At 42.0% G+C, this 21,528-nt stretch carries 19 protein-coding genes and 1 pseudogene; 10 read left to right on the top strand and 10 right to left on the bottom strand.

Translation table 11 applies throughout. The annotated features are described in order from the left end of the window. Positions 1 to 561 precede the first annotated feature (561 nt). The 4 genes from V7K35_RS12425 to V7K35_RS12410 all read left to right on the top strand — a co-directional run bounded on the left by V7K35_RS12425 (position 562) and on the right by V7K35_RS12410 (position 5,102). Positions 562 to 1,608 (top strand): hypothetical protein, encoded by a 1,047-nt coding sequence (locus tag V7K35_RS12425; RefSeq protein ID WP_335079322.1) that lies wholly within the window; start codon positions 562 to 564, stop codon positions 1,606 to 1,608. Between the two features lie 844 nt (positions 1,609 to 2,452). After that, positions 2,453 to 4,306, top strand: coding sequence for a protein kinase domain-containing protein (locus V7K35_RS12420; protein ID WP_335079320.1), 1,854 nt, complete (start codon positions 2,453 to 2,455; stop codon positions 4,304 to 4,306). A gap of 40 nt (positions 4,307 to 4,346) precedes the next feature. Continuing rightward, positions 4,347 to 4,520, top strand: a complete 174-nt coding sequence (locus tag V7K35_RS12415) for a hypothetical protein (protein ID WP_334797106.1) — start codon at positions 4,347 to 4,349, stop codon at positions 4,518 to 4,520. Between the two features lie 363 nt (positions 4,521 to 4,883). Next, positions 4,884 to 5,102 (top strand): hypothetical protein, encoded by a 219-nt coding sequence (locus tag V7K35_RS12410; RefSeq protein ID WP_334797105.1) that lies wholly within the window; start codon positions 4,884 to 4,886, stop codon positions 5,100 to 5,102. A gap of 29 nt (positions 5,103 to 5,131) precedes the next feature. Here V7K35_RS12410 and ribD read toward each other — a convergent pair whose 3' ends face one another. The 7 genes and pseudogenes from ribD to dpdE all read right to left on the bottom strand — a co-directional run bounded on the left by ribD (position 5,132) and on the right by dpdE (position 13,379). Next, on the bottom strand, positions 5,132 to 6,358 hold the full coding sequence (ribD, locus tag V7K35_RS12405) for a bifunctional diaminohydroxyphosphoribosylaminopyrimidine deaminase/5-amino-6-(5-phosphoribosylamino)uracil reductase RibD (protein WP_335079636.1): 1,227 nt from the start codon (positions 6,356 to 6,358) through the stop codon (positions 5,132 to 5,134). A gap of 289 nt (positions 6,359 to 6,647) precedes the next feature. After that, the gene (locus tag V7K35_RS29680; RefSeq protein ID WP_442939717.1) at positions 6,648 to 6,911 is read right to left on the bottom strand and encodes a hypothetical protein; all 264 of its coding nucleotides are present in this window, start codon (positions 6,909 to 6,911) and stop codon (positions 6,648 to 6,650) included. Positions 6,912 to 7,024: 113 nt separating this feature from the next. Further along, positions 7,025 to 7,528: a hypothetical protein gene (locus V7K35_RS12395; RefSeq protein ID WP_335079318.1), complete on the bottom strand. Its 504-nt coding sequence runs from the start codon at positions 7,526 to 7,528 to the stop codon at positions 7,025 to 7,027. 480 nt (positions 7,529 to 8,008) lie between these two features. Further along, positions 8,009 to 8,492: pseudogene (locus V7K35_RS12385) on the bottom strand (DUF4350 domain-containing protein); the annotation flags it as partial. A gap of 143 nt (positions 8,493 to 8,635) precedes the next feature. Continuing rightward, positions 8,636 to 9,028, bottom strand: coding sequence for a hypothetical protein (locus V7K35_RS12380; protein ID WP_335079316.1), 393 nt, complete (start codon positions 9,026 to 9,028; stop codon positions 8,636 to 8,638). Further along, positions 9,021 to 9,578: a Panacea domain-containing protein gene (locus V7K35_RS12375; RefSeq protein WP_335079314.1), complete on the bottom strand. Its 558-nt coding sequence runs from the start codon at positions 9,576 to 9,578 to the stop codon at positions 9,021 to 9,023. Before V7K35_RS12375 ends, V7K35_RS12380 begins: the two co-directional genes overlap by 8 nt. 492 nt (positions 9,579 to 10,070) lie before the next feature. Then, a complete protein-coding gene (gene dpdE, locus V7K35_RS12370; protein ID WP_335079312.1) occupies positions 10,071 to 13,379 on the bottom strand; it encodes a protein DpdE in 3,309 nt (1,102 codons plus the stop codon). Between the two features lie 393 nt (positions 13,380 to 13,772). On the opposite strand from dpdE, the gene V7K35_RS12365 reads away from it, so the two are divergent. The 4 genes from V7K35_RS12365 (at position 13,773) to V7K35_RS12350 (ending at position 15,289) form a co-directional block, all read left to right on the top strand. After that, positions 13,773 to 14,024, top strand: coding sequence for a hypothetical protein (locus tag V7K35_RS12365; RefSeq protein ID WP_335079310.1), 252 nt, complete (start codon positions 13,773 to 13,775; stop codon positions 14,022 to 14,024). Between the two features lie 230 nt (positions 14,025 to 14,254). Beyond that, positions 14,255 to 14,509, top strand: coding sequence for an RNA-binding S4 domain-containing protein (locus tag V7K35_RS12360; protein ID WP_273767590.1), 255 nt, complete (start codon positions 14,255 to 14,257; stop codon positions 14,507 to 14,509). A 47-nt stretch (positions 14,510 to 14,556) separates the two neighbouring features. After that, entirely contained in the window at positions 14,557 to 14,973 is a 417-nt protein-coding gene (arfB, locus tag V7K35_RS12355) for an alternative ribosome rescue aminoacyl-tRNA hydrolase ArfB (protein WP_335079308.1), read from the top strand. A 139-nt stretch (positions 14,974 to 15,112) separates the two neighbouring features. Then, positions 15,113 to 15,289: a hypothetical protein gene (locus tag V7K35_RS12350; RefSeq protein WP_335079306.1), complete on the top strand. Its 177-nt coding sequence runs from the start codon at positions 15,113 to 15,115 to the stop codon at positions 15,287 to 15,289. 60 nt (positions 15,290 to 15,349) lie between these two features. Here V7K35_RS12350 and V7K35_RS12345 read toward each other — a convergent pair whose 3' ends face one another. The 3 genes from V7K35_RS12345 to V7K35_RS12335 all read right to left on the bottom strand — a co-directional run bounded on the left by V7K35_RS12345 (position 15,350) and on the right by V7K35_RS12335 (position 17,345). Next, positions 15,350 to 15,934 (bottom strand): pyridoxamine 5'-phosphate oxidase family protein, encoded by a 585-nt coding sequence (locus V7K35_RS12345; protein ID WP_335079304.1) that lies wholly within the window; start codon positions 15,932 to 15,934, stop codon positions 15,350 to 15,352. Positions 15,935 to 16,045: 111 nt separating this feature from the next. Further along, positions 16,046 to 16,570 (bottom strand): DUF937 domain-containing protein, encoded by a 525-nt coding sequence (locus tag V7K35_RS12340; protein WP_335079301.1) that lies wholly within the window; start codon positions 16,568 to 16,570, stop codon positions 16,046 to 16,048. Positions 16,571 to 17,039: 469 nt separating this feature from the next. Further along, complete coding sequence (locus V7K35_RS12335; RefSeq protein ID WP_335079299.1) at positions 17,040 to 17,345, bottom strand: hypothetical protein; 306 nt, start codon at positions 17,343 to 17,345, stop codon at positions 17,040 to 17,042. A 174-nt stretch (positions 17,346 to 17,519) separates the two neighbouring features. On the opposite strand from V7K35_RS12335, the gene V7K35_RS12330 reads away from it, so the two are divergent. Both V7K35_RS12330 and V7K35_RS12325 read left to right on the top strand, forming a co-directional pair. After that, complete coding sequence (locus V7K35_RS12330) at positions 17,520 to 19,070, top strand: YcjF family protein (protein ID WP_335079297.1); 1,551 nt, start codon at positions 17,520 to 17,522, stop codon at positions 19,068 to 19,070. Positions 19,071 to 19,579: 509 nt separating this feature from the next. Further along, positions 19,580 to 21,370: a serine/threonine-protein kinase gene (locus tag V7K35_RS12325; RefSeq protein WP_335079295.1), complete on the top strand. Its 1,791-nt coding sequence runs from the start codon at positions 19,580 to 19,582 to the stop codon at positions 21,368 to 21,370. The last annotated feature ends 158 nt before the right edge of the window (positions 21,371 to 21,528 follow it).

Here is a 21,528-nt window from a genome sequence, read left to right as displayed (position 1 = left end):
GCCCAGGGTGTAAGTATCTATCGCTAGCTAGTTCCTAATTCTATCGATAGATATAATTCATCAGCTAGAGAATAAAAATAAACTAATATAGATAGCAATTACTATTAATAATTGCTTGATCATAAAAATTTACAATATTTAGTCAAAGTAGCCATCGGTAAATACTGAGTTGATGATATAGGAAGTCAGCGTTTTGCAGAGTCTGATTACAGCAAGGCTTAATTAGCACTGGAGATTAGCTCTCAACAAGGTTTCGTTATCCCTGAGCGATACCGAGTAAAGGACATAAGTTAAGTCGGTGGGAATAAATCAAACTATGTGTTTTGCAATGTAAAATTATTGTAATTGATTTTGTAGTCAGCGGCTCCAGCCCTTTTTTGCTGGCGTAGCGGGACTTTAGTCCTCTCTACGAGACGCTATGGGAACACTACAAACCTTTTTATCTACGCCCTCCTACTTAGTTAGTCAACTTTTTCTCTAGAAGATTCGCTGCATTGGTAAACTGACCATTGTCACTTTCAATCTGCTATTACTATCAAAGAATTAATTTAGGTAGCAATTATGACAAAATATGACTTGGTTTTTAACTCACCAAAGACATCAGAGGAATCACTAAGTCCAGAGGAAGCGGTGGCGGCGATCGCAACTGTGACTGCGATCGCTGATTCATCCATCGAAGATGTAGATGCAGAAAGTTTAGCGGGTATCCTCTGGGAATTCGAGGTCTTCGAGGAATATTCAGAAGATGAAATCGCTGAAATAGTTGATAGACTCATAGGGATTGCCGAAGAAGAGGGAATTGGGCCCCTGTTTAATACCGCCAAAGTATCTCTGTCTGATGAATTAGTGCTGGATGGTTTTGCAGCTGGGGTGATAGTGCTTTTAGACGATGAACTTGCCATCCCGAAACCGAAACAAGCATACCTCAAAAAGCTACAAGCAGCCTTAGAACTGGAGGATGAAGAAGCAGAGGAAATCATCAAGGAGGTAATTGCAGCCTTTAAAGAAACAGAAGAAGAATATGCAGACGACGATGATGAAACAGTAGTCATAGAAGATTTTAGTCAACAGAGATATCAATCACCCTTAGGTAACTTTACTGTGCAGATTCCAGTTGATCCGCAGCAGGGTGGTAGAATTCAAAGCCAGGAAGGAGTAGTTGGCTTTTCTGATGACATCGGTACTTTGTTGAGAATCGATTATTATCCTTTCCCTCTAGAACAGTTAGAGGAACTGGAGTCTGTTGGACAAGAAGAATATTTACAAACAATTTTAGTAGACAAGTATGTACCGCAAGCGATTTTTGTGAATGTACCAGATGCTTCTGTGGAGTATAGCGAATATCTTAAAGATACTTTGCGAGGCGCTTACTACGTGTTAATCGATATGCCCAAAGGTTCGACAATTTCTAAGCAAGAAAATAATGGAACTGCGATCAGATTAGACGCTTACCGGGGGCTGCTCACCTTTATCAGTGGTGAATTTTTGTATATAGTTAGTAGTCAGCACAGCTTTATTAACGGCGAAACTCCTGATTCCCTTGAAGAAGAGGCGGAAGACATCAAGGAGAGTATTTTAGAGTTTATTGAGACTATAGAGTTCAATTAGTACAACTTTGCGTAAAAGTGTAGCGTTTTAATGCAAGCCGACGCATTAACAATGCAAGCCGACGCATTAACAATGCAAGCCGACGCATTAACAATGCAAGCTGATACATTAACAATGTAAGCCGATACATTAACAATGTAAGCTGACACATTAACAATGTAAGCCGATGCATTAACAATGTAAGCTGACACATTAACAATGTAAGCTGACGCATTAACAATGTAAGCTGACGCATTAACAATGTAAGCCGACACATTAACAATGTAAGCTGACGCATTAACAATGCAAGTTGACGCATTGGCAATACTGAGTATTGCCAAATCTATTTCGCTACAAATTAATCAAATGCTCTACTTAGTACATGTCACCGTAAAAAAGGGTCGAAAATAGAACAAGATACTTTAAAGTCATACCATTTCACTTAAATAATGATACAAATACCTTGGTAGGGGCACGGCATAACCCATAGGTGTTAACTTAAGCTTAAACACTTACACAACATACGTTTTACCCCACCCCTAACGCCTCCCCTTGGTAAGGGTAACGGCGGTTTTGGCTTTAGACAAAACCGGGATGGGGTAACGCGAAGAGTCATGGTAAATGAGTAAATTCAAGATCATGTATCTTGACAAGGCTTTTACGTTAAGTTGACATCAATGGGCATTGCCGTGCCCCTAAAAGAAATCTATAATCAAGATTTTGGGAAATTGGTATTGGGAACGGATGGCGTTTTCAATTCAGTGTCCATAACTCATCAACTCATGTGATGTACATTTGGAAAGGGCGATGTCTGACGACAAGCCCAGAGGCGAAGTGTCTCCGGTGTCTACGCTTGTGATTTTTCATGACTTTAACCCTGCTAAACAATCGCTATCGAGTTATCCAAGTAATCGGCGCTGGTGGTTTTGGCGAAACCTTTCTAGCAGAAGATGTCCACATGCCATCTCGCCGTCGCTGTCTGATCAAACAACTCAAACCGATAACCAATAATGATCCGCAAACCTACCAACTTATCCAACAGCGCTTTGAACGAGAAGCAGCAACCTTGGAGTATTTGGGTGAAAGTAGTGACCAAATTCCCAAACTCTACGCCTACTTTTCTGAGAACGGGCAATTTTACCTCGTCCAAGAATGGATTCACGGACAAACCCTGACAAAAATTGTCGAAGCCAAAGGATTTGAGAGTGAAACTGCTGTTCGGCAAATTCTTTTGAGTCTGCTTTCAGTCTTGGATTATGTCCACAGCAAAGGTATTATTCATCGGGATATCAAGCCAGATAATATTATTCTCCGTTCTGTTGATAGCAAGCCAGTTTTGATTGATTTTGGTGCAGTCAAAGAAACAATCCGTTCCGTGGTGAATTCTCCAGGACACCCGACGCGATCGCTTGTCATTGGTACGCCTGGGTATATGCCTAGCGAACAAGCCGTTGGCCGCCCAGTTTACGCCACTGATATTTACAGCTTAGGTTTAACGGCGATTTATCTGCTGACTGGCAAACACCCGCAAGAACTACTAACTGATCTCAAAACTGGGGAAATACTTTGGCAACAGTACGCCCCTAACGTCTCTTCCGAATTGGCGGCGGTACTCAATCAGGCAATTAAACCTCATCCTGGCGATCGCTACAGCACTGCTAGTAAAATGCTACACGCCTTGCAGTCTGGTGCAAATGCTTCCACAGTCATTTTTTCTCCCACTGCGACATCGACTCGACAAACCCAGCCATTATATTCTCCGCAAAAAAATTCTGCGATTGCAGAGTCAGACTCTGGTGGAAACTGGCAAAAACCTGCTGTGATTGTTGGTAGTTTGCTGGTAGGTGGCTTGCTTAGTGCGATCGCAATTGCTAACATCACTCGTCAACAACAACCAGAAATAACTATTGCCACAAGTCCCACCCCATCCCCAGAATCTTTGCCTTCCACTCCTGCATTTCGCGAACCACCTGTTTCTTCCCATTCTCCAGTTGCAGTTGTACCGATCTCACCACCACAACAGCCAGTAATTCCCGATCCTTTGCCAACTTTTAATCCCCCTGTTGTATCCATACCACTGCCAAAAAAGAAGCCTGTAACTTCAGATACTCCAGCGCCAGTAGCAGTATTCACACCACAGCCAGAACCAGAGAATCAGGCGATACCATTCGCGAAGCGTCTCGTAGAGAAGGCGGGCAATGCCAACGCAGTTCCCACACCAGAAGTGCGTTCCACACCACAGAACAAGCCCCGGAGTAAATTAGCTGCCACTACCAGCAGACAAAGCGTTCCCGCATTCCCTACAGGTACAGCAAGAAATATCGTAGAAGCTACCCTCGGTAAACCAAATCAAGATTTAAGAGGCGCATGGGGCAAGACGCGTGCTGTTGTTTACAAACTAGTGCCAAACAAAATTGACCTTGGCTACTTATTTGATCGTAATTCTAAAGTGTTGCGTCAAACTGAGGTAGCTTTTGCCCAATCGGTAGATCCGCAGGTAATGGAGGCTACCTTGAATGGAATGTTAGATGGGCAAGCCACTGAAGAAATTCAGCAGGGACTTAAACAGGTACAACAGCGCCAGTCTGATAATTTTAGTTTTCAGAATGGCTCAGTTAAAGGTCAGATTATCCGCCAAAAATGTGATTTTATTTACATCAGCATTTGGGATGCAGATTTACATGATTTTGTGAGTCCATCAACAGCCAAAAGGTGTTAGTTACTTTAGAAACATTGTTCTCAAAAGTTTAAAGTACTTTATGCAACTAGAATTGACCCAGGAAGCTTGTCAACATATTGTTCTTGAGCAATCACCTCAAGCGAGTTATGCTTGGCGCAATCAGCGTTGGGACTCGTTCACCCTCGTGACCCCCACCCCCAATTGGCAGATTCGACTACCAGGAGCAGAATATCAAGGCGATGAGCCAGAGTAAAATGGCGATCGCAGAGCTTGTATTCTATAAGACAGATTTAGTATTCAATATAATCGTGAAAAAACTGGCTTTCTTGGGCTACAATCAACATAATTTCGGTCTTCCCAAACACAAAAAACCAGTTTTTAGAATTTAGTGGATTTGTTTTCTCGGATTTGCGACTAAATCCAGGAAAATCTGTCTTTCCTATGCCTCAATCCCCATTTTTAAAACTGAGTTTTAAATTCTTAATCTTCATAAAGTTATAAATACCATTATTAAGTTTTTGATAATACTTGTCTCAGCTTCTACATTTATGTCGTCAAGTGCAATCAAAATTGTGTAATCTGAAAACAACAAAGCTAATTATTCAATTGAGGTCTGATGACTCCTACGATTATGCGTCAGCTTTGGTCAGTGGTTGAAACTGCCCAAGCCAAGCTTCTCTTGCAACTGGATGATGCTAGCTTGGTGCAGTGGTTAGTGAAACAAACCGAAACGCAAGTGTTGTTAGATTCTAACGAAACTGATTTTCTGTGCAACTACATTCAATCTCGGCTAGCTCTTATCCGTGATATTGCCCATGAACGTCAGTGTTCATGATAGCAAAATCACGATGAATTAATTGATAGTCAAGTGTTATTATTATTGACTATTGGGTTTTTAGGGAAATAACCTTCCACTAAGCAGTCAGAGCCTACTACACGCCAACGAACACGTTCTAGAGACAACGCCTCAGTCATAGTAGTAAAACCTAAATCGCCCACAGGTGTGGGAGCAATACTACCACCAATGATTTTCGGGGCGATAAATGCTAAAACTTTTTGCACTGCTCCTTGAGCGATCGCACTAGCAGCTAAAGTCCCGCCACATTCCCACAACACGCTACAAAAACCTCGCTCATATAAGTACGCCATAGCTTTATCTGGTGTAAGTGATGTTAATTCCACCACCTCCACCCCAAGCTTTCGCAACAGTTCTTGAAAATCGGGGTTAGCACCCTCCTCTGTCAACACCAAAGTTGGAGCATCCGCAGTTTGCCAGAGATGGGCACTTTCCGGTAAGTTGAGATGGCGACTCATCACCACTCGCAGGGGATTATGTGCCTCCATCTGATGGCTGGTTAAATAAGGATTATCCTGTCGGACTGTATTCCCGCCGACAATTATTGCATCACTTGCCGCCCGCAATTGATGTACTTCAGTACGGGCCTCTTGGCTTGTCACCCAAGCGCTGTGACCAGAGGTAGTAGCAATTTTGCCATCTAAAGTCATGGCATATTTTAAAATTCCCAAAGGTCGTTTGTAGAGAATGCGATGCACAAAAGCTTCATTTAGCTGATGACAAGCTTCTTCTTCTACTCCTACCAACACTTCGATCCCCGCCGCCCGTAAACGGGCAATCCCACCTCCAGCTACCAGTGGATTGGGATCAACCATACCCACTACTACTTTTGCCACCCCTGCTTGGATCAAGCCTTCCGAACAAGGGGGAGTCCGTCCGTAGTGATTGCAAGGTTCAAGTGACACATAGATTGTTGCACCACGAGAGCGATCGCCTGCTGCTTGCAAGGCAAACACTTCTGCATGAGGCTCACCTGCACGAGGATGAAATCCTTCGCCGACAATCTCGCCATCCTTGACAATCACCGCTCCGACTAACGGATTTGGCGAAGTCCGTCCTAAAGCGCGGCGAGCAAGTTCCAAACACCGCAGCATCATGCGAGAGTCAAAATCACTTCCGATCTTTTCCTTTGGTGGTGAATTCGATCCAACTGCTGACTCCACTAAATGTATATTTTCCTGAGTGTAATTTGCTAAGGATGCATCTGCTTGAGCGACCACTGGGGAATTATCCATAATTTTAGGCAACACTGTAAATATTCTGCACGCGATCGCGCAGTCTTTTCACAGGAGAATCGCCCTTTGCCCCTGATAATTAAACAGAGTCAAATTCAGGTGCTACTATTAGCTGTCTTAACTTGCATCAGCCTGTAATATTCAGATTACAATTCTTATATTAAATGAACTCCTAGCCACATCAGCCAAGCCAAGTATCCTATAAAGGCAAATGCGCCAATTATTTCCCACACCTGAATAACAGCCAATAATCGCTAATTTTCCGCGATCCTGTACCTGTATATGCTGTTTATGCGATAGAAGTTGATTGTCCCGAAAGCGAAACACCCGTAGAATGGATGTTGCTAACCACAGTAGTTGTTACCGATATCCAAACAGCTTCAATGATTTTACGCCGATACACGTATCGCTGGGGTGTAGAATACCATAATTGGTATCCAGGTACTGTGGCGAGGTAGGTTAAAATTACACGACCTCTGTGTTCGCGTAGCGTCTCGTAGATAAGGTTGGCAGCTTGCAAAACAGACTTAACGCGAAAAGTCAGCAGCTTCACAAGCGAGGCTTCAATAAAAGTAATTTTAGAAAAGAATGCGACAGAACCATAGCTTAGGTTTTGCTCGGCTCAAGCTAGCGGATACAAGATTTTGAAGGCAATCTCAGGCAATATTAAGCCCTGATGGCTTGTTGTTCAGATTCAACTAACTGATTGTGAGGTATATCAAATCTAATAGTACTGGCTGCCCAGTCTTTGAGATCTGGTGCTAGCCACACTAGCTTGCAGAGAATTTCGTCATTGACCCACAACACCAACGGGAACCGAAACTGTTTCCGAAACTCATCTCGCATAATGTTGGTACTGATGATTAGTTGGTTAATTTCCACTACAGACTCTAAACCCCGTACCATCAAAGCTTCGGGTTGAGTAGCACCAGTTGTAGTTGTAATAGCTGTATATAATGTGTCAGCCGCAGGTGAAAGCAGGATTTCTTGGATGTCTGCTGATGAAAATTCTATTAACACATTCAGCACTTGCTGCTGCCTTTCGACACTGTTACAACAAGCTAATATCAGTGAGAACTCCCCACCAGAAACCATGATCGCCCTTGCCAGCCTATTAGTGGCTGCTGTGCTGCTAACTGTGCTGTTTTCCGAATTACTTAAGCTGATCATTAAAAAATCCTGCTTTTAATTTTAAAAATATCTGAGCTAGATTCAGTTATTCTACCCTATTAATTTTTACTCAAAAGTGCTACGTCCGTAATTTGGATGAGGTTTTTGTTTAATACCAAGCATAATACTACGCATTGTCTAACGAAGGAGTATAACATGTATTATCCCATACCTACAACTAAGGGCTAATGTAAAGGTTGTATCAAAATTATATAAGCAAAAGATAATGCAAGCAAAAGGAAGCAAATGGAGAATTAGCAATTTAATTATCACTGTATTTTCATCGATTTTGACATCTACCATTGGTTAAGTAATTTCTGAGGTTTCGTAAAAAAAAGACTCAGTATAAATTTAACAACAAACATTGCGAAGTGGGAGACAACTTAACTGGCTTTGCCATGAGTTAGAAACTGAGGTGAACGAAATTGTTTGTGTCTCGACACCCAGCCCTTTCTACAGCGTTGGTCTTTGGTACGAAAACTTTCCCTTTTTGTAATTTTCTTCCCAGACAACAGCACCAAAGCGATCGCCTAAATCAACTTGCTTGAGGTTCACTTTTTTATATCGTCTACGTGTATCAATTTTAATATCACCTTGGGAAGATTTTTGCATACTGCTAAACTCCGCTTCTGTAACCCGCACCCAAAATTACCAAAGTATTCCCTTGTTCTACCCATTCCCGCTCTTGACTATCCAGTATCGTCTCCCTTGGATAGCCGCTTAACTGTAGTACGGTAACTGGGCTGTTCTCTGGCTGAATGTCACTAAAAGGCTTTTGCCAGCGCTTGATAGAAATTCCCTGCTGTTGCATAAAAGCATACCAAGCACCATAGCCATCAGAGGCGCGGTTATAGGTAGAGCCACTATTGATTTTAGTATTATTAGGAGCCGCGAACAAACTAAGTAAAACGATCGCAGCTAGTGCGATCGCTCCTATCCAAGCAAGGCGATTTGAACGTTTCATTTTCGATCACTATAATCACTTCGTTTCAGGATCACTAGTGTTAATACTTACTTATTTTGCAGGTAAAGTCAAAAATATAATTAATTTTATCTTAGTTTCCCAGCACTACGCGCTCTCTATATGTGACTGCGATTTCTGACATCTTACGGTATTCCCAAGAAAGCTTTCAGAGCAGTTTTATACCTCTTCTTCAACCGCTTGGAGACTAAACCACCTTGCTGAATCTGTGTAATAACAGCCATCGAACAAGTCCCTTTCGGAATAGGGCTACCAATGGTAATAAAAAGAGCTAGTTGAGTAGCATCCATCTCACGAGCAAACTGATAAGCTATTACCGACTCATGGACTATAAAGCTTGGTATACCTGAACCTGGTAGGAGAACACAGGAAGTTTCAGAATTAGGTCTGCGGGTAGTGACATTGACGAACAGATAGTTGCTTTCAAATGTTTGTGCAATTGCGATGTAGAGGTGTTCGCTATTAGGAGGCGTATCCAGCAAAAATGCATCTCCCAAATTAATGGTGATGCTAGCCATTCAAAACCCCATCTAGATATGCTTCTCGAATGGCTTCTTGCTGAATTTCCCCGATTTCCTCGTCACTCTTGCCTAAATTTTTGAGAATATCCTCTACCGAAATCGGGACGGCAGAGCCATGAGGGTTTTTCCATTCTGGAAGGTCATGAGTCCACTCAGCAACTTCAATTGGGTCAAGATGCCCAAAAGCTTGATAAACCTGCTGAATGATTTCCTCTTCCTCTTCACAAAGGTCTTCGTCTCCTGGATCATCCAACAAGGAAACATGATTTTCATTACGAGGAGAAATGAACTTAGACCAGAGAGGTAAGGCATCATCAACGGGCCTCCCCTTAATTAGGTCATAAACACCGCTCAGAACAGGGCCGTAATCCATCGACACGTAATGATCACCAGTAATCGGTTGTTCCATGCGTTTCAATGCAACACGGTCAGCTATATAAAGCATCTTAAGTAAGCCTAAATACTTCATAGGCTTACCGTGCAACTTTAAGAATACCGCTGCGGCTTCAACGGCTTTCTCAGGATGAAACCGAAACTGGATTAGCATAAGCATTCTGAAGCGATTGCTTCACACTAGTACAATTCTATTGTAAACCCTGGCGATCGCTGATACATTTCCCTGACTTTTCACGGTATCTGGAAAACCTCTCTCCTATAAGGAGAGAGACTTTGAATTTTCCCCCTTAGGAACGTGGATTAAATAAAATACAAAACTTCATCCTCTATCTTGCTTCCCTCTCCAATATATCGGAGAGGGATTGAGGGTGAGGTAAGTCAGGGACATAAATTGTATGTTATTTAATTCTTATTCCTTAGAGCATCGGGAAGGGGTTAGGGGTTTAGGTTTTTCGTGGCCTTTTCCACATAACCTGAATTGTAAGACACATTACCAAGGGCAGAGGAAATTATTTTCTCGGTAACAGAAAAGGTTAAACTCGTTGTCGTTTCCATGCTGAACATGGGAACGATAACGAGAATAAAAAACCTCTTTGCAGGCAGGTTTAACGGGGATATTATGGCTATTTAACCGCAGATAATATCACTCAAATTGCACAAGCGATCGCCCCGATACAATAATAAAACCGACAGAATCAAGTCTAATCTGGGGCTGGCGAATTCCCTCTAAAATGGCTGCATTTAAAGCAGTTTCTATCTTCAATTCTTCAGCTAATGCATTATCCCAACTTTGCTGGTTCAGACGCAGCCGCAATTGTTCTACTCTATTGGCTAATTTCTTTTCAGCAACCTGGGCACAACTTTGGCACAAGTCAATAAAATCGGGACGATTAGAGAGTAATTCAGAAGACGTGTTACGCACTTGATAGCAAAAATTTTGCCATTTACTAGGGTCAACAAAATCGTCAATAATTTCTAAACGCTCTTTTGCCAGATTGTAATCTCGTCCTTGATTATTATTTTTATCTTTATATGGACGTTGCAGAATACTTAAGAGAGCTTTATCCTCAACAACGCGTATTGGCTTTTTGCGACCATCAACATAGATTGTTTCTATAATTGGTGGAAATAGAGCATCGACACGTCGCTGCAAGTTTTTGAATTGAGAATTATCTAGTTTGTTATCTAGTAAAACTTGTTTGGCAATTTTTAAATTTGCCTCGACTACATAATTGCATTGGAAACCGAACCACTCCTTCCCTTCTTTAGAGTCCCAAGATGCATCAGTGCGCCACATCGCAAAGGCTTCACCTCGGTCATCCCAGTTTATATAGTTCCAGAGTGCTTCAACAAATCCTTCCCCAACCCGAAAGAGTTTAATACCAGAATTCTGATTTGCTACCCTGCGATTATAAGTACCAAATTGGTCTAGATAACTATCAGCAAAACGGTTTTTTAACTCATTTATGGGAACCAATGTCCGCGTTGTTGGTTGATAACGTCGAATCTCTGATGAATCTGGGTTATTGAGTGCCCTGAATCCCAACGCATCACAAATCCAGCCTTCAATTGCTCGTTTAATTTCTAGATGACAAGCATCGTAATTATCTAAATCTTGAAAATACTGGGTAGCAATTTCATCGTTAGCGTCAATTTCATTTAGAGCATTCTGTTCACTAATTTTTGCTATTTCAGCTTCAATTTGTTTTTGAATTGGCGAAATCATTTCTAACAGTCCAGCAGCACTTGATTGAAACAAAGTTGCTTCTAATTCTGCAAGTTTCTCATCCACATAAAACTGGAGACTAGCAATTGACTGTTGGAAAATACCAAACCCATCTTTCAATACTTGATACCAAGCATTGTGAGGGCTATCTGGCAAATAGGGGCCAATCAAGGCACAAGATTGGACTCCAATTTTGCTGCCAATGCGGTCAAGTCTGCCAATTCTTTGCTCTAATTGATTAGGCGACCAAGGAAGGTCAAAATGAATTAACCAATCGGCAAACTGGAGGTTACGTCCTTCTTCTCCAGAGCGATCGCATACTAAAATGAAGCAGTTTAGGTTATTCTTGAACTTACTTAAGTCTTCCTCAACTTTGTCTGGTGATTCTCCAAATTGATGTTTAGCTATTGTCTCCGCACCAAAGGTATCAGACAAATACCGGACAATTTCACCACAAGTTTGTACAAAACTGGTAAATACAATAAATTTGGGCAGAATATCGCCAGTAATTGGTCTCTTGATTCTCTGTTGTATCCTCGTGATGAATTCTTTTTGATTTTTCCGAACATTTGCGGGAATTTTGAAGTACGTACCTAGTTGATTCAGCAGCACTGTTTTCAAATTTTCCGTCCGTTCTCCGTCCTCTTGAGGTTGACGAATAATTTTTAGTAAGGATTGCAGAATCTCTTCTTCCCCTGAGAATTTGGGGGTTGTAGTTAATAGGCGAATATCATCTTCTTTAAACTCCTGGATGAGTTTAGAATCAGGTTTACCAGTTAAACGCGCGGTAATTACCTGCCCTAAAATGCCTAACCAAGTACCAGAAGCTAGAAATAACAACAGGAAAATTCGCTGATATTGCTTTTCACCAGGAGCAACACTACGCCATTGATTGAGCAGTTCGTGGATATCAAGCGATCGCTCGTCTAAATCATACTCTTCTTTCGGCGTAAAATTGCGGTCAAATATCACATCTTCCACCGCAGCGCGACGGTTGCGAAGCATTCGCCGATGTAGTCGATAGGTATCGCTGACGTGAGTGCGAATCGCTTGAACTATTTGGTCTTGCTCAGGAGAATTTGTTTGTAAGTTTTCTAAATCATCCGCCAACTTCAATAAATACTTGTCCTCAGCAAAGAGATTTCGCAGTTGCTGCAAGTTGCTTTTGAGAACAACAGGCTCTGCACCTTCATTAAAAGAAAGCAGAAGTTTACCAATTTGCTGACGACTTTCAACTTTGGCACGAAAACCTGCTAAATCACCAAGTTTATAGGTTGTCGGGTCGAGCAAGTGCAACATGGCCAGAAAATCCTGCTCATGGTTAAGAACAGGAGTGGCAGATAATAAAAGTAAGCGATCGCTTTTATGAGCAAGTTCTTTGCAAGTCTCAAAACGCTGGCGCACTGTTGCATCCTTAGAGGTTGCCATTGCTGCGATATGATGGGCTTCATCTAAAATTAAGCAGCCTATCTTCGCTTTCAGGTTGATTTTATGGATATCTTCAACCGCTAGCACCGCTACCCGTTTGCCAAAATGGGAGATGTAAAACTTGTTTTCTAACTCCAGGCGCCATTGTTTGAGCAAATATTGCGGAACTAATACCACCGCACCTTTTTTCGGCTCATCCAGAAGGAATTGACGCAGAATTGCACCCGCTTCGATGGTTTTTCCGAGTCCCACCTCGTCTGCTAGCAAGTAGCGTTGAATTGGGTCTTCCAGTACCCGCCTGACTACTTCAACTTGGTGAGGATAAAGATTAATATTTGCCGAAATCAGTCCCGTCATCCCGCGACTGACAGCGCGTTGCTGAATCAAGGATTTCACGAAAGCCAATCTTTTGTCGTGGAAGTAAGGCGTTTCGTGACCCTTGATCGCCAGAGTTTCGATGGGGTCTGTGTTGGGTAAATTGCAACGAACGTAAATGTCTTCAACAGATGCGATCGCAGTTTTCTTATCTGGTAAATCAATTTGATACATTTCTGTGTCTTCATCCCAGATGAAAACTCTGCCAACTATCCATTTATCCTGGCTTTGGGACTTGATATAGCATCGAGCCTGGGGTTCAAGCTTGACTTCAGAGAGCGAATTTAAAGGTAAAGTTTTTTGGAGACGTTGCCCTATGGAGCAGAAATACTCAACGTTCGCATTGGCATCAGATATTTCCGTAACTTTTCCTATACCCAAAGAGTTATTCTGGGACTGTACTAATAAACCGAGCTTAATCATAGATCCAGTCCCCTGAACGCACTAAAAGAACCTTCCAGACTAGTTTGTTCACCTATATCTGGTAGTTTTGTCGATCAACATTATAGATAATAAACTGGTATTACTGTTTTTGTTGTCATAGCGATGTCTACGACGGGCTATTCGGCGTCGCTCCACCACAGCCAATTAGTAAAATCAGCAATTTTCAGGTAAATAGAAGACGCGCTATGGGCACAGCAATATTCATTGGTGTCAATTTAACGTGAAAGTTACTAAGCAAAAATGCTTTGAGACATTACCTCGCTCATCTCGTTCCCAGTCTTCGACTGGGAATGCTCCTCATTGAGGCTCCGCCTCTCTGACTTGCGGCATAGAGACGTTATATGTAACGTCTCTACATTCGTTTTCACTCCTATGTTTATTGTTAGAGGACGCATTGGCATTGTCAGAGGACGCATTGCCATTGTCAGAGGACACATTGCCATTGTCAGGGGACGCATTGCCATTGTCAGGGGACGCATTGCCATTGTCAGGGGACGCATTGCCATTGTCAGGGGACACATTGGCATTGTCAGGGGACACATTGGCATTGTCAGAGGATGCATTAGCATTGTCAGGGGACGCATTAGCATTGTTACAGGACGCATTGGCATTGCAGGGTATTGACGAATTTAATTAACTACGAATTTAGAACTTACGCACCGTGACGAAATTATGTCATTGCGTTCGCGTAACGTCTCCAAGAGTTGCAATCTCAAACTTTGTTCTTATATTCTTAGTGCGTAAGTCTTAGAATTAATGAAATGCTGTACTTAGCTAGATTATGTGCTGCAAGAGATTCACGCTTTGGCTTGATAACGCCACGATACAATTAAGGTGATGTAGTTTTATTTACGATGAAGAAAATCAGAGACAACACAATTAAGTTAAATCAATTTTTAAAGTTGATGGGTATAGTGCCAACTGGAGGGCAAGCCAAGCTGATGATTCAAGGTGGTGATGTCCAAGTAAACGGTATGCTGGAAACCCGACGAGGACGGCGACTAGTACCGGGTGATAAAGTGACAATACAAGGGCAGACTTTAGAAGTGAATTTGAACAACAATGAAGACCAAGACGTAGTAATAGATTTTGCCGAACAAACAGAGTAAAGGATTTTTATCTCAAATTTACAAGTTCCTCTTTTGTCTTGTGAGTAATGCTACAAATTTCCAACAAAGTTATTATCCCACAGAGTGAGATTGAAATTAGTGCGATTCGTTCGCAAGGAGCGGGAGGTCAAAATGTGAATAAGGTTTCTACTGCGATTCACTTGCGCTTCGATATTGCAGCTTCATCATTACCGGATTATTATAAACAACAGCTTTTAAAGCTGAATGATCGACGCATCACCGAGGAAGGAGTTGTCGTAATCAAAGCGCAGGAACACCGAAGCCAAGAGAACAATCGGGAGTCAGCGTTGAGACGACTTCAAGAACTTATTCAAAGCGCAGTTGTAGTGACGATAAAACGCAAACCTACAAAACCAACTCGCAGTTCTCAAAGAAAGCGCCTTGACTACAAAACTAAGCGCGGACAGGTGAAGTCTAACAGAGGGCAGGTGACAGATTCTTGATTTATAAATTAAACTTTCGCACTCGATTTGGTTCCAAAATCTAACCAGAGAACTAAGATTAATTCCTTCTATTGACTGTGGTCAAGTTCATGACTTAGTTGATTAGCTTAAGAATAGTAACTATTAAAGGTGAAAAAAGATGAATAAGACATTACTAACGATTTTGATGCTTGCGCTCTTACTCTTATTCATCATCTCTCCCTTTGCTGCCCTTGCTAGTTTGATGCTGGTAGTGCTAGTTTCGGCGTTTTTATCTTTACTAGGAAACTTGTTCCAAGCAATAATTGGTGGTGATACCAATCCAAAAGGGTCTTGACAATTTGCCAGAGAAAAGGCTCATCTTCCTGTGTGAGTGGCGAATAGAATAATCCATAACTCATGCCCCAAAGTCCGCCTTTGCCAAATTTGGGGTAATTTCACTCAGTGGTGTCGGTAAACCATCAATGCTGACAAGATTTCTCTTCTGTTGAAATTCTCGAACTCCCTCTTCGCCTTTTTTACTGGCCCAGTTTACTAAAGTCTGGCGCTCACCTCGATATTCATAAAGTGGTACGCCAAAACCACAGGAAGTCTGTACTTGTTCAATGTCAGCGACGATAATTTGACGCGCTCCAGGTATCGGCAAAAACAGAGAATACAGGGAGTCCCAATTTGGAGAACTCGGTAAAATCGTTTTTCCTTGACCGTAAAGACGCAGGATACACGCAGGTTCCTCGAAGGCGCAAAACATGAAGGTTATCCGCCCATTTTCTTGCAAATGGGCTGATGTTTCGTTCCCACTGCCTGTAAGGTCTACGTAACCTACTCGGTTGGGAGAGAGGATGCAAAAGCAGCCTAAACCTTTAGGAGACAGGTTAACATGACCCGTAGGACTCAAAGGTGCAGAGCCAACAAAGAAAAGGTGTTGAGCAGCAATAAAGTCTTGCAGTTCGTCAGTAATACAGTCAAAAAATTTGGACATAGACTGTCTGATTTATATTTGCAAATTTCCCATATTCTCAGGCTATGTCTTAGCTAAATATCTAGCAAGCCCTAATTGCCGATGTCTAAACAAATGGGGAGTTACAAAGTGTTATTGTCTCATGTACCGACTAGCCATTTGGATGGCATCAGCGATATCCACATCACCATCACCGTCAGCATCCAAGAAAGAATTTAGTACAGGATTGCCGCCAGCTTGGGGATTGGTGGCATTGGCACCTGATTGCAAAAACTTTAGCACCAAGGGTACTGCTAAAGGTAGCAATTGTTGAACTATACCAGCATCCAGTCCAGTGCGCTGGGCAGCAACTTCAGCTACCTGCTGCTGTATATCAGAAGAAAACAGCGAATCGACGGCTTCGGGGTTAGGTGAAGTACCAGCATATTGATTCACTAGAGTTTGTGTGGCTTCATTACCATCTGTGGCTTGCTTATCTTGTAAAGCAGAACGTACTTGACCACCCACAATAGACAAAACCGATTGGATGGTAGACGGGTCTGTACCAGTGCGATCGCTCAACTGTTGTACAGTGTTAATAATACCTCCCAGTTGACCTAAGCTGCCTTGTTGATTAGGATTAGCGACGGCACCAAGAATTTGGTCGAAAAGTCCCATAAGTTTGTTTTTCCTTTTGTTCTCAAAAAGTTTGTCAAAACTGGCTTGAAGTCTTTTGTGTAGGCGCATCGTAAGTCTACTAAAAGATTAGAACACGCCAAAACATAATATACCTGTCAAAAATTAAATTGCCTAAAGATTAAGATATAAAATTTTATCTTTATAAATCCTAACATTTGCTAGATATAGCTTCTGGCTATTTTACACCATAATAAATCTTGTTTAAGTTCAAAATTTTAAAATTTTATTTATTGTCTCTAAACTATCATCAACTATGCTAAATCATTATTGCTACGTTGATTGAAGATATGTAGGCAGCCTTGAAAACCCTTACTTAGACCTCTTGCAAAAATCCTTGAATCACCCCTCCCCAACCCTCCCCGTATGTATTGGGGAGGGAGCAAGATTTCAAGTTTCCCCCCTTTATAAGGGGGGATTAAGGGGGGTCTATTCGACTTATGCAAGAGGTCTAATTATGATCGACTAAAGGCTCAAGTTCCACCCTCAGAACCTCAAGCTTCACTCTCAAAGGCTCAAACTTCACTCTCAAAGGCTCAAGTTCCACCCTCAGAACCTCAAGTTCCACCCTCAAAGGCTCAAGCTTCACCCTCAGAACCCCAAGCTTCACCCTCAAAGGCTCAAGTTCCACCCTCAGAACCTCAAGCTTCACCCTCAAAGGCTCAAGTTCCACCCTCAGAACCTCAAGCTTCACCCTCAAAGGCTCAAGTTCCACCCTCAGAACCCCAAGCTTCACCCTCAGAACTTCAAGTTTCACCCTCAAAGGCTCAAGTTTGACTCTCACTTGTATACTTGGCTCTTATAAACGCAAAAAATGGAGTCAGCGTTGCTGGTTAATCAAAAGCTGCTTCTTACTACTCTGGTAAAAAATACTGAAACTATTAAGATTAGAAGCATCTGCCTACTGAATACCCACTAATCTTTCCCAACCATGCCTCTGTCACGCATAATAACGCTGATTGTTGGTCTGATCGTCATTTTGGGGCTAGCCCTATGGCTAATTGATTCCCTATCGCGCCTCTATTGGCAATTGTCCTATTCGCCGTTGCTAGGCAATTTGCTGCTGTTGCTGCTGATTGTCCTTATAGGAGCGTTGGTTGCTGCTTTTGTTTATTATGTATTGGTGATTCAGTCTGGGGAAAAGCGATCGCGCCGCAACCCGAAGCGAGTGACTGCGGCACAAATTCCTGCTGCTAAATCTGATGCTGCTTCTACAACTCTCCAAGCTGTGCGACAACAGGTAGGGCAAATTCAAGATGAAGTAGCACGCCAGGCTTTATTAAGTCGATCGCGAGAAATTGAAGCGAACTTAGCACGGGGTGAAATTCAAGTAGTGGTATTTGGTACGGGGAGTGCTGGCAAAACTTCTCTAGTTAATGCGATTATGGGACGCATGGTTGGTCAAGTGGATGCACCAATGGGTACAACCCAGGTTGGAGAAACCTATTGTCTACGGTTGAAGGGATTAGAACGCAAGATTTTAATTACAGATACACCAGGGATTTTAGAAGCAGGGGTGGCGGGAACGGAACGGGAACAAATGGCGCGAGAACTGGCAACAGAAGCAGATTTATTGTTGTTTGTGGTAGATAATGACTTACGGCGCTCAGAATATGAGCCGTTGCGGGGGTTGGCAGAGATTGGTAAGCGATCGCTTCTGGTACTTAACAAAACTGATCTCTATACAGATGAAGATAAAGAAGCTATCCTCGCTAGGTTGCGTCAACGGGTACTGGGATTTATTGCAACTAATGATGTGGTGGCGATCGCTGCTAATCCCCAACCTGCACAACTAGAAACTGGCGAAACCTTTCAGCCAGAACCGGATATTATTCCTTTGTTGCGGCGCACGGCTGCTGTTTTACGGGCTGAGGGTGAAGATTTGGTAGCAGATAACATTCTTTTGCAATCTCTGCGATTGGGAGACGAGGCGCGAAAACTCATTGATGGCCAGCGTCGCCGTCAAGCTGACAAAATCGTAGAACGGTTTCAGTGGATTGGTGCTGGTGTAGTATCAGTCACGCCGATACCAGTTGTAGATTTGCTGGCGACAGCTGCTGTTAATGCTCAAATGGTGGTAGAAATTGGCAGAGTCTATGGCTGTGAATTGAATATGGAACGGGGACGAGAGTTAGCCCTTTCTTTAGCGAAAACCATCGCCAGTTTGGGCATTGTCAAAGGAGCGATTCAATTATTATCTACAGCTTTGCAGCTTAATGTTGCCACCTTTATTATTGGTAGAGCGATTCAAGGCGTGACAGCAGCTTATTTAACACGAATTGCTGGTAAAAGTTTTATTGAATATTTTCGTCATGATCAAGATTGGGGTGATGGTGGGATGACGGAAGTTGTGCAACGACAGTTTCAGATTAATCGCAGAGATGAATTTATCAAGGCTTTTATTCAAGAAGCGATCGCGCGGGTAGTGAAGCCGTTAACTGATAAAAGTGAGGCGATGGAGGAACAAGAGAATAGAGAATAATCTCACTAATTATAAATTTTTTACAAAATTTACACAATTTTTATAGCTTCTTTCTTTTTTGGTTTCAAATTATGTCTAATCCCTTACAAAGAGACAAAAAATAGCTTTGAAACTTGAAATTTTTTATTAAACAGAATTCAGGAGTCAGGAGTCAGAATTCAGCAATGTTTTCTGTACGATAAGAGCGGATGAATAAACTGGTTTAAAACCCCCACTAAATCTCTGATTTAGTGGTCAATATTTCAGTGGGGGTCTGAATCCCCCACTGAAATATTGCTGACCCCTGAATTCTTCTTCAATAATCATATAAACATATATCGTCATATTAAAAATTAATAAGTATAATAAATTTTAGTAAATTAAAATACTATCTTGTTAAGCAAAAATACTTAAATAATTAAACTTGTATTTAACGTATTGAAACTCTGGTTATTTATTTCCAAAGTATTCCGGAAACAGGTGGGAATGTCAGAAAAACTAAATAAAGGGACTTACTGAGTAACCAGGTCATGACCAACCACATAATCGGTAAATTACTACAAGGGCGTTACCAAATTGTCCAAAGCCTAAGTGCAGGGGTGTTTGGACAAACATACATAGCTGTAGACATAGATTATCCACAGAATCCCAAATGCGTTGTTAAACAGATTAAAGTTAGCAGTTCCGAATCCGGCTATTTGGAGATGCTGAGGTTACTGTTTCTAACTGAAACCCAAACCCTTAAGCTTCTGGGAAGCCATCACCAAATTCCTGAATTCATCGCCTGCTTTGAAGAAAACCAGGGATTTTATTTAGTGCAAGAGTGGATTGAAGGACATGCGCTGACTGCGGAATTGCCCATCGAGCAACAGTGGGGTTGTCTGTGGAGTGAGAGGGAAGTTGTAGAATTCCTGATAGATGTCTTAGGTATTCTGGAATTTGTTCACTCTCAAGGCGTGATCCATTGTGACATCAAACCGGAAAACTTGATTAGACGTACTAACGATGCCTACGGCAAGGGCGAAGCCCTACGCAAGTTAGTTTTGATTGACTTTGGCTCAATCCAGTCTGTTAATTTTGGCATAGGTGCAGAGTTGCCCATTTCTCGGATTCCCGTCACCTCATTGGGATACATACCGCCAGAGCAATTTATTGGTCAAACACAGCCCAACAGTGATATTTATGCTTTGGGTATGATTGCCATTCAGGCTTTAACAGGGCTAGAACCATTAGAATTAAAGGCTGATCCTTATACTAATGAAATTTTTTGGCGTTCTCAAAACACGCCAGTTAACGATTATCTAGCCGCTATTCTCAGTCAAATGATCCGCTACGATTCTCAAAACCGCTTCCAGTCTGCGGGTGAGGTACTGCGGGTACTCCAACAAATAACATGGGATCAGCCACCAGAAATATTAGAAGTAGATGAACAATTTCCCCTAGAGGTGGCGATTGAAGATAATAATTCTCAAAATCTTACATCTGGGAAATTATCGCCGTTATTAACAGGAATGAAAGTCGGACTGGCGGCTAATTCTTTAGTGATGGGATTTGGTGTATATTCTTTAATTAATAATGCACCTGCATACTCAGAAACAGAAACTTTATCTCAAGCCACAAAAGAATATCAAGCAGGAGATTTGCAAGAGGCGATCGCACTTGTTAAATCAATTCCTTCTCACAGCAATGTTTATCCAGAAGCCCAAGCCACAGTTGAAGAATGGCAACAACAATGGCAAGTAGCTGCACAGCAATACCAAATAGCTCAAACAGCTTTTCATGAGAGCAGATGGTCAGATGTTCTTCATGCTGTTGCTAAAATTCCAAATATTTTATATTGGCAATCTAAAACAGATAAATTAGTTCAGCAAGCATCCATCAACATTGAAGCACAGACGCAGGATTTATTAGCGAAAGCTTACGAAAGTGCCCAAATAAAAGATTTTTCGACTGCATTACAATATCTGCGTCAAATTCCTCAAGAAAGTCGTGCAGGTGGTTTAGTTCAAGAAAAGCTGGCTGAGTACAATAAAAAGCGGCAGATTAGAGCAGCGTACTTTTTGCAGAACGCTTACAAAAAAGCATCTATTGGTGATTTTGATCTGGCTCTGAAATTTCTCCAAAATATTCCCAACGATACTCTAGTTTATGCTCAAGCTCAAGTAAAACTCAATGAGTATAGTCAAAAACAACGTCTGCTGGCTGACTATCAAAAGGTAGCTTTTGCAAAAAGAACAAATTCATTTGTCTCTAAAAACTCAGCTACTAAGATTGAATATCTTCAGGGAGTAAATTACCTGCAAGAGGTAAATATTCGGTAGTTAGAGCAATTTTTAGATGAATGGACTTGTTACATATAGTCTTGAGGCAGAGCCTCCCATTAGGCATTCCCAGTCAGGGACTTCTTTTCGAGAGAAACCCCCCAACCTATTCCCTACCAGGGTTGGGGGAGAGGTTATTTCAGGATTACTGAATTGGT

It is taken from the genome of Nostoc sp. (assembly GCF_036917275.1).
GTDB lineage: Bacteria > Cyanobacteriota > Cyanobacteriia > Cyanobacteriales > Nostocaceae > Nostoc.
Note: the sequence above shows the minus strand (reverse complement) of the source record. Positions and strands in the feature narration are given on the sequence as shown.

What these genes read in the sequence shown, in the direction of transcription:
- V7K35_RS12425 (WP_335079322.1), top strand. Translation starts at nt 562, where the DNA reads ATGACAAAATATGACTTGGTTTTTAACTCACCAAAGACATCAGAGGAA.
- V7K35_RS12420 (WP_335079320.1), top strand. Translation starts at nt 2,453, where the DNA reads ATGACTTTAACCCTGCTAAACAATCGCTATCGAGTTATCCAAGTAATC.
- V7K35_RS12415 (WP_334797106.1), top strand. Translation starts at nt 4,347, where the DNA reads ATGCAACTAGAATTGACCCAGGAAGCTTGTCAACATATTGTTCTTGAG.
- V7K35_RS12410 (WP_334797105.1), top strand. Translation starts at nt 4,884, where the DNA reads ATGACTCCTACGATTATGCGTCAGCTTTGGTCAGTGGTTGAAACTGCC.
- ribD (WP_335079636.1), bottom strand. Translation starts at nt 6,358, where the DNA reads ATGGATAATTCCCCAGTGGTCGCTCAAGCAGATGCATCCTTAGCAAAT.
- V7K35_RS12395 (WP_335079318.1), bottom strand. Translation starts at nt 7,528, where the DNA reads ATGATCAGCTTAAGTAATTCGGAAAACAGCACAGTTAGCAGCACAGCA.
- V7K35_RS12380 (WP_335079316.1), bottom strand. Translation starts at nt 9,028, where the DNA reads ATGGCTAGCATCACCATTAATTTGGGAGATGCATTTTTGCTGGATACG.
- V7K35_RS12375 (WP_335079314.1), bottom strand. Translation starts at nt 9,578, where the DNA reads ATGCTAATCCAGTTTCGGTTTCATCCTGAGAAAGCCGTTGAAGCCGCA.
- dpdE (WP_335079312.1), bottom strand. Translation starts at nt 13,379, where the DNA reads ATGATTAAGCTCGGTTTATTAGTACAGTCCCAGAATAACTCTTTGGGT.
- V7K35_RS12365 (WP_335079310.1), top strand. Translation starts at nt 13,773, where the DNA reads ATGTTTATTGTTAGAGGACGCATTGGCATTGTCAGAGGACGCATTGCC.
- V7K35_RS12360 (WP_273767590.1), top strand. Translation starts at nt 14,255, where the DNA reads ATGAAGAAAATCAGAGACAACACAATTAAGTTAAATCAATTTTTAAAG.
- arfB (WP_335079308.1), top strand. Translation starts at nt 14,557, where the DNA reads ATGCTACAAATTTCCAACAAAGTTATTATCCCACAGAGTGAGATTGAA.
- V7K35_RS12350 (WP_335079306.1), top strand. Translation starts at nt 15,113, where the DNA reads ATGAATAAGACATTACTAACGATTTTGATGCTTGCGCTCTTACTCTTA.
- V7K35_RS12345 (WP_335079304.1), bottom strand. Translation starts at nt 15,934, where the DNA reads ATGTCCAAATTTTTTGACTGTATTACTGACGAACTGCAAGACTTTATT.
- V7K35_RS12340 (WP_335079301.1), bottom strand. Translation starts at nt 16,570, where the DNA reads ATGGGACTTTTCGACCAAATTCTTGGTGCCGTCGCTAATCCTAATCAA.
- V7K35_RS12330 (WP_335079297.1), top strand. Translation starts at nt 17,520, where the DNA reads ATGCCTCTGTCACGCATAATAACGCTGATTGTTGGTCTGATCGTCATT.
- V7K35_RS12325 (WP_335079295.1), top strand. Translation starts at nt 19,580, where the DNA reads ATGACCAACCACATAATCGGTAAATTACTACAAGGGCGTTACCAAATT.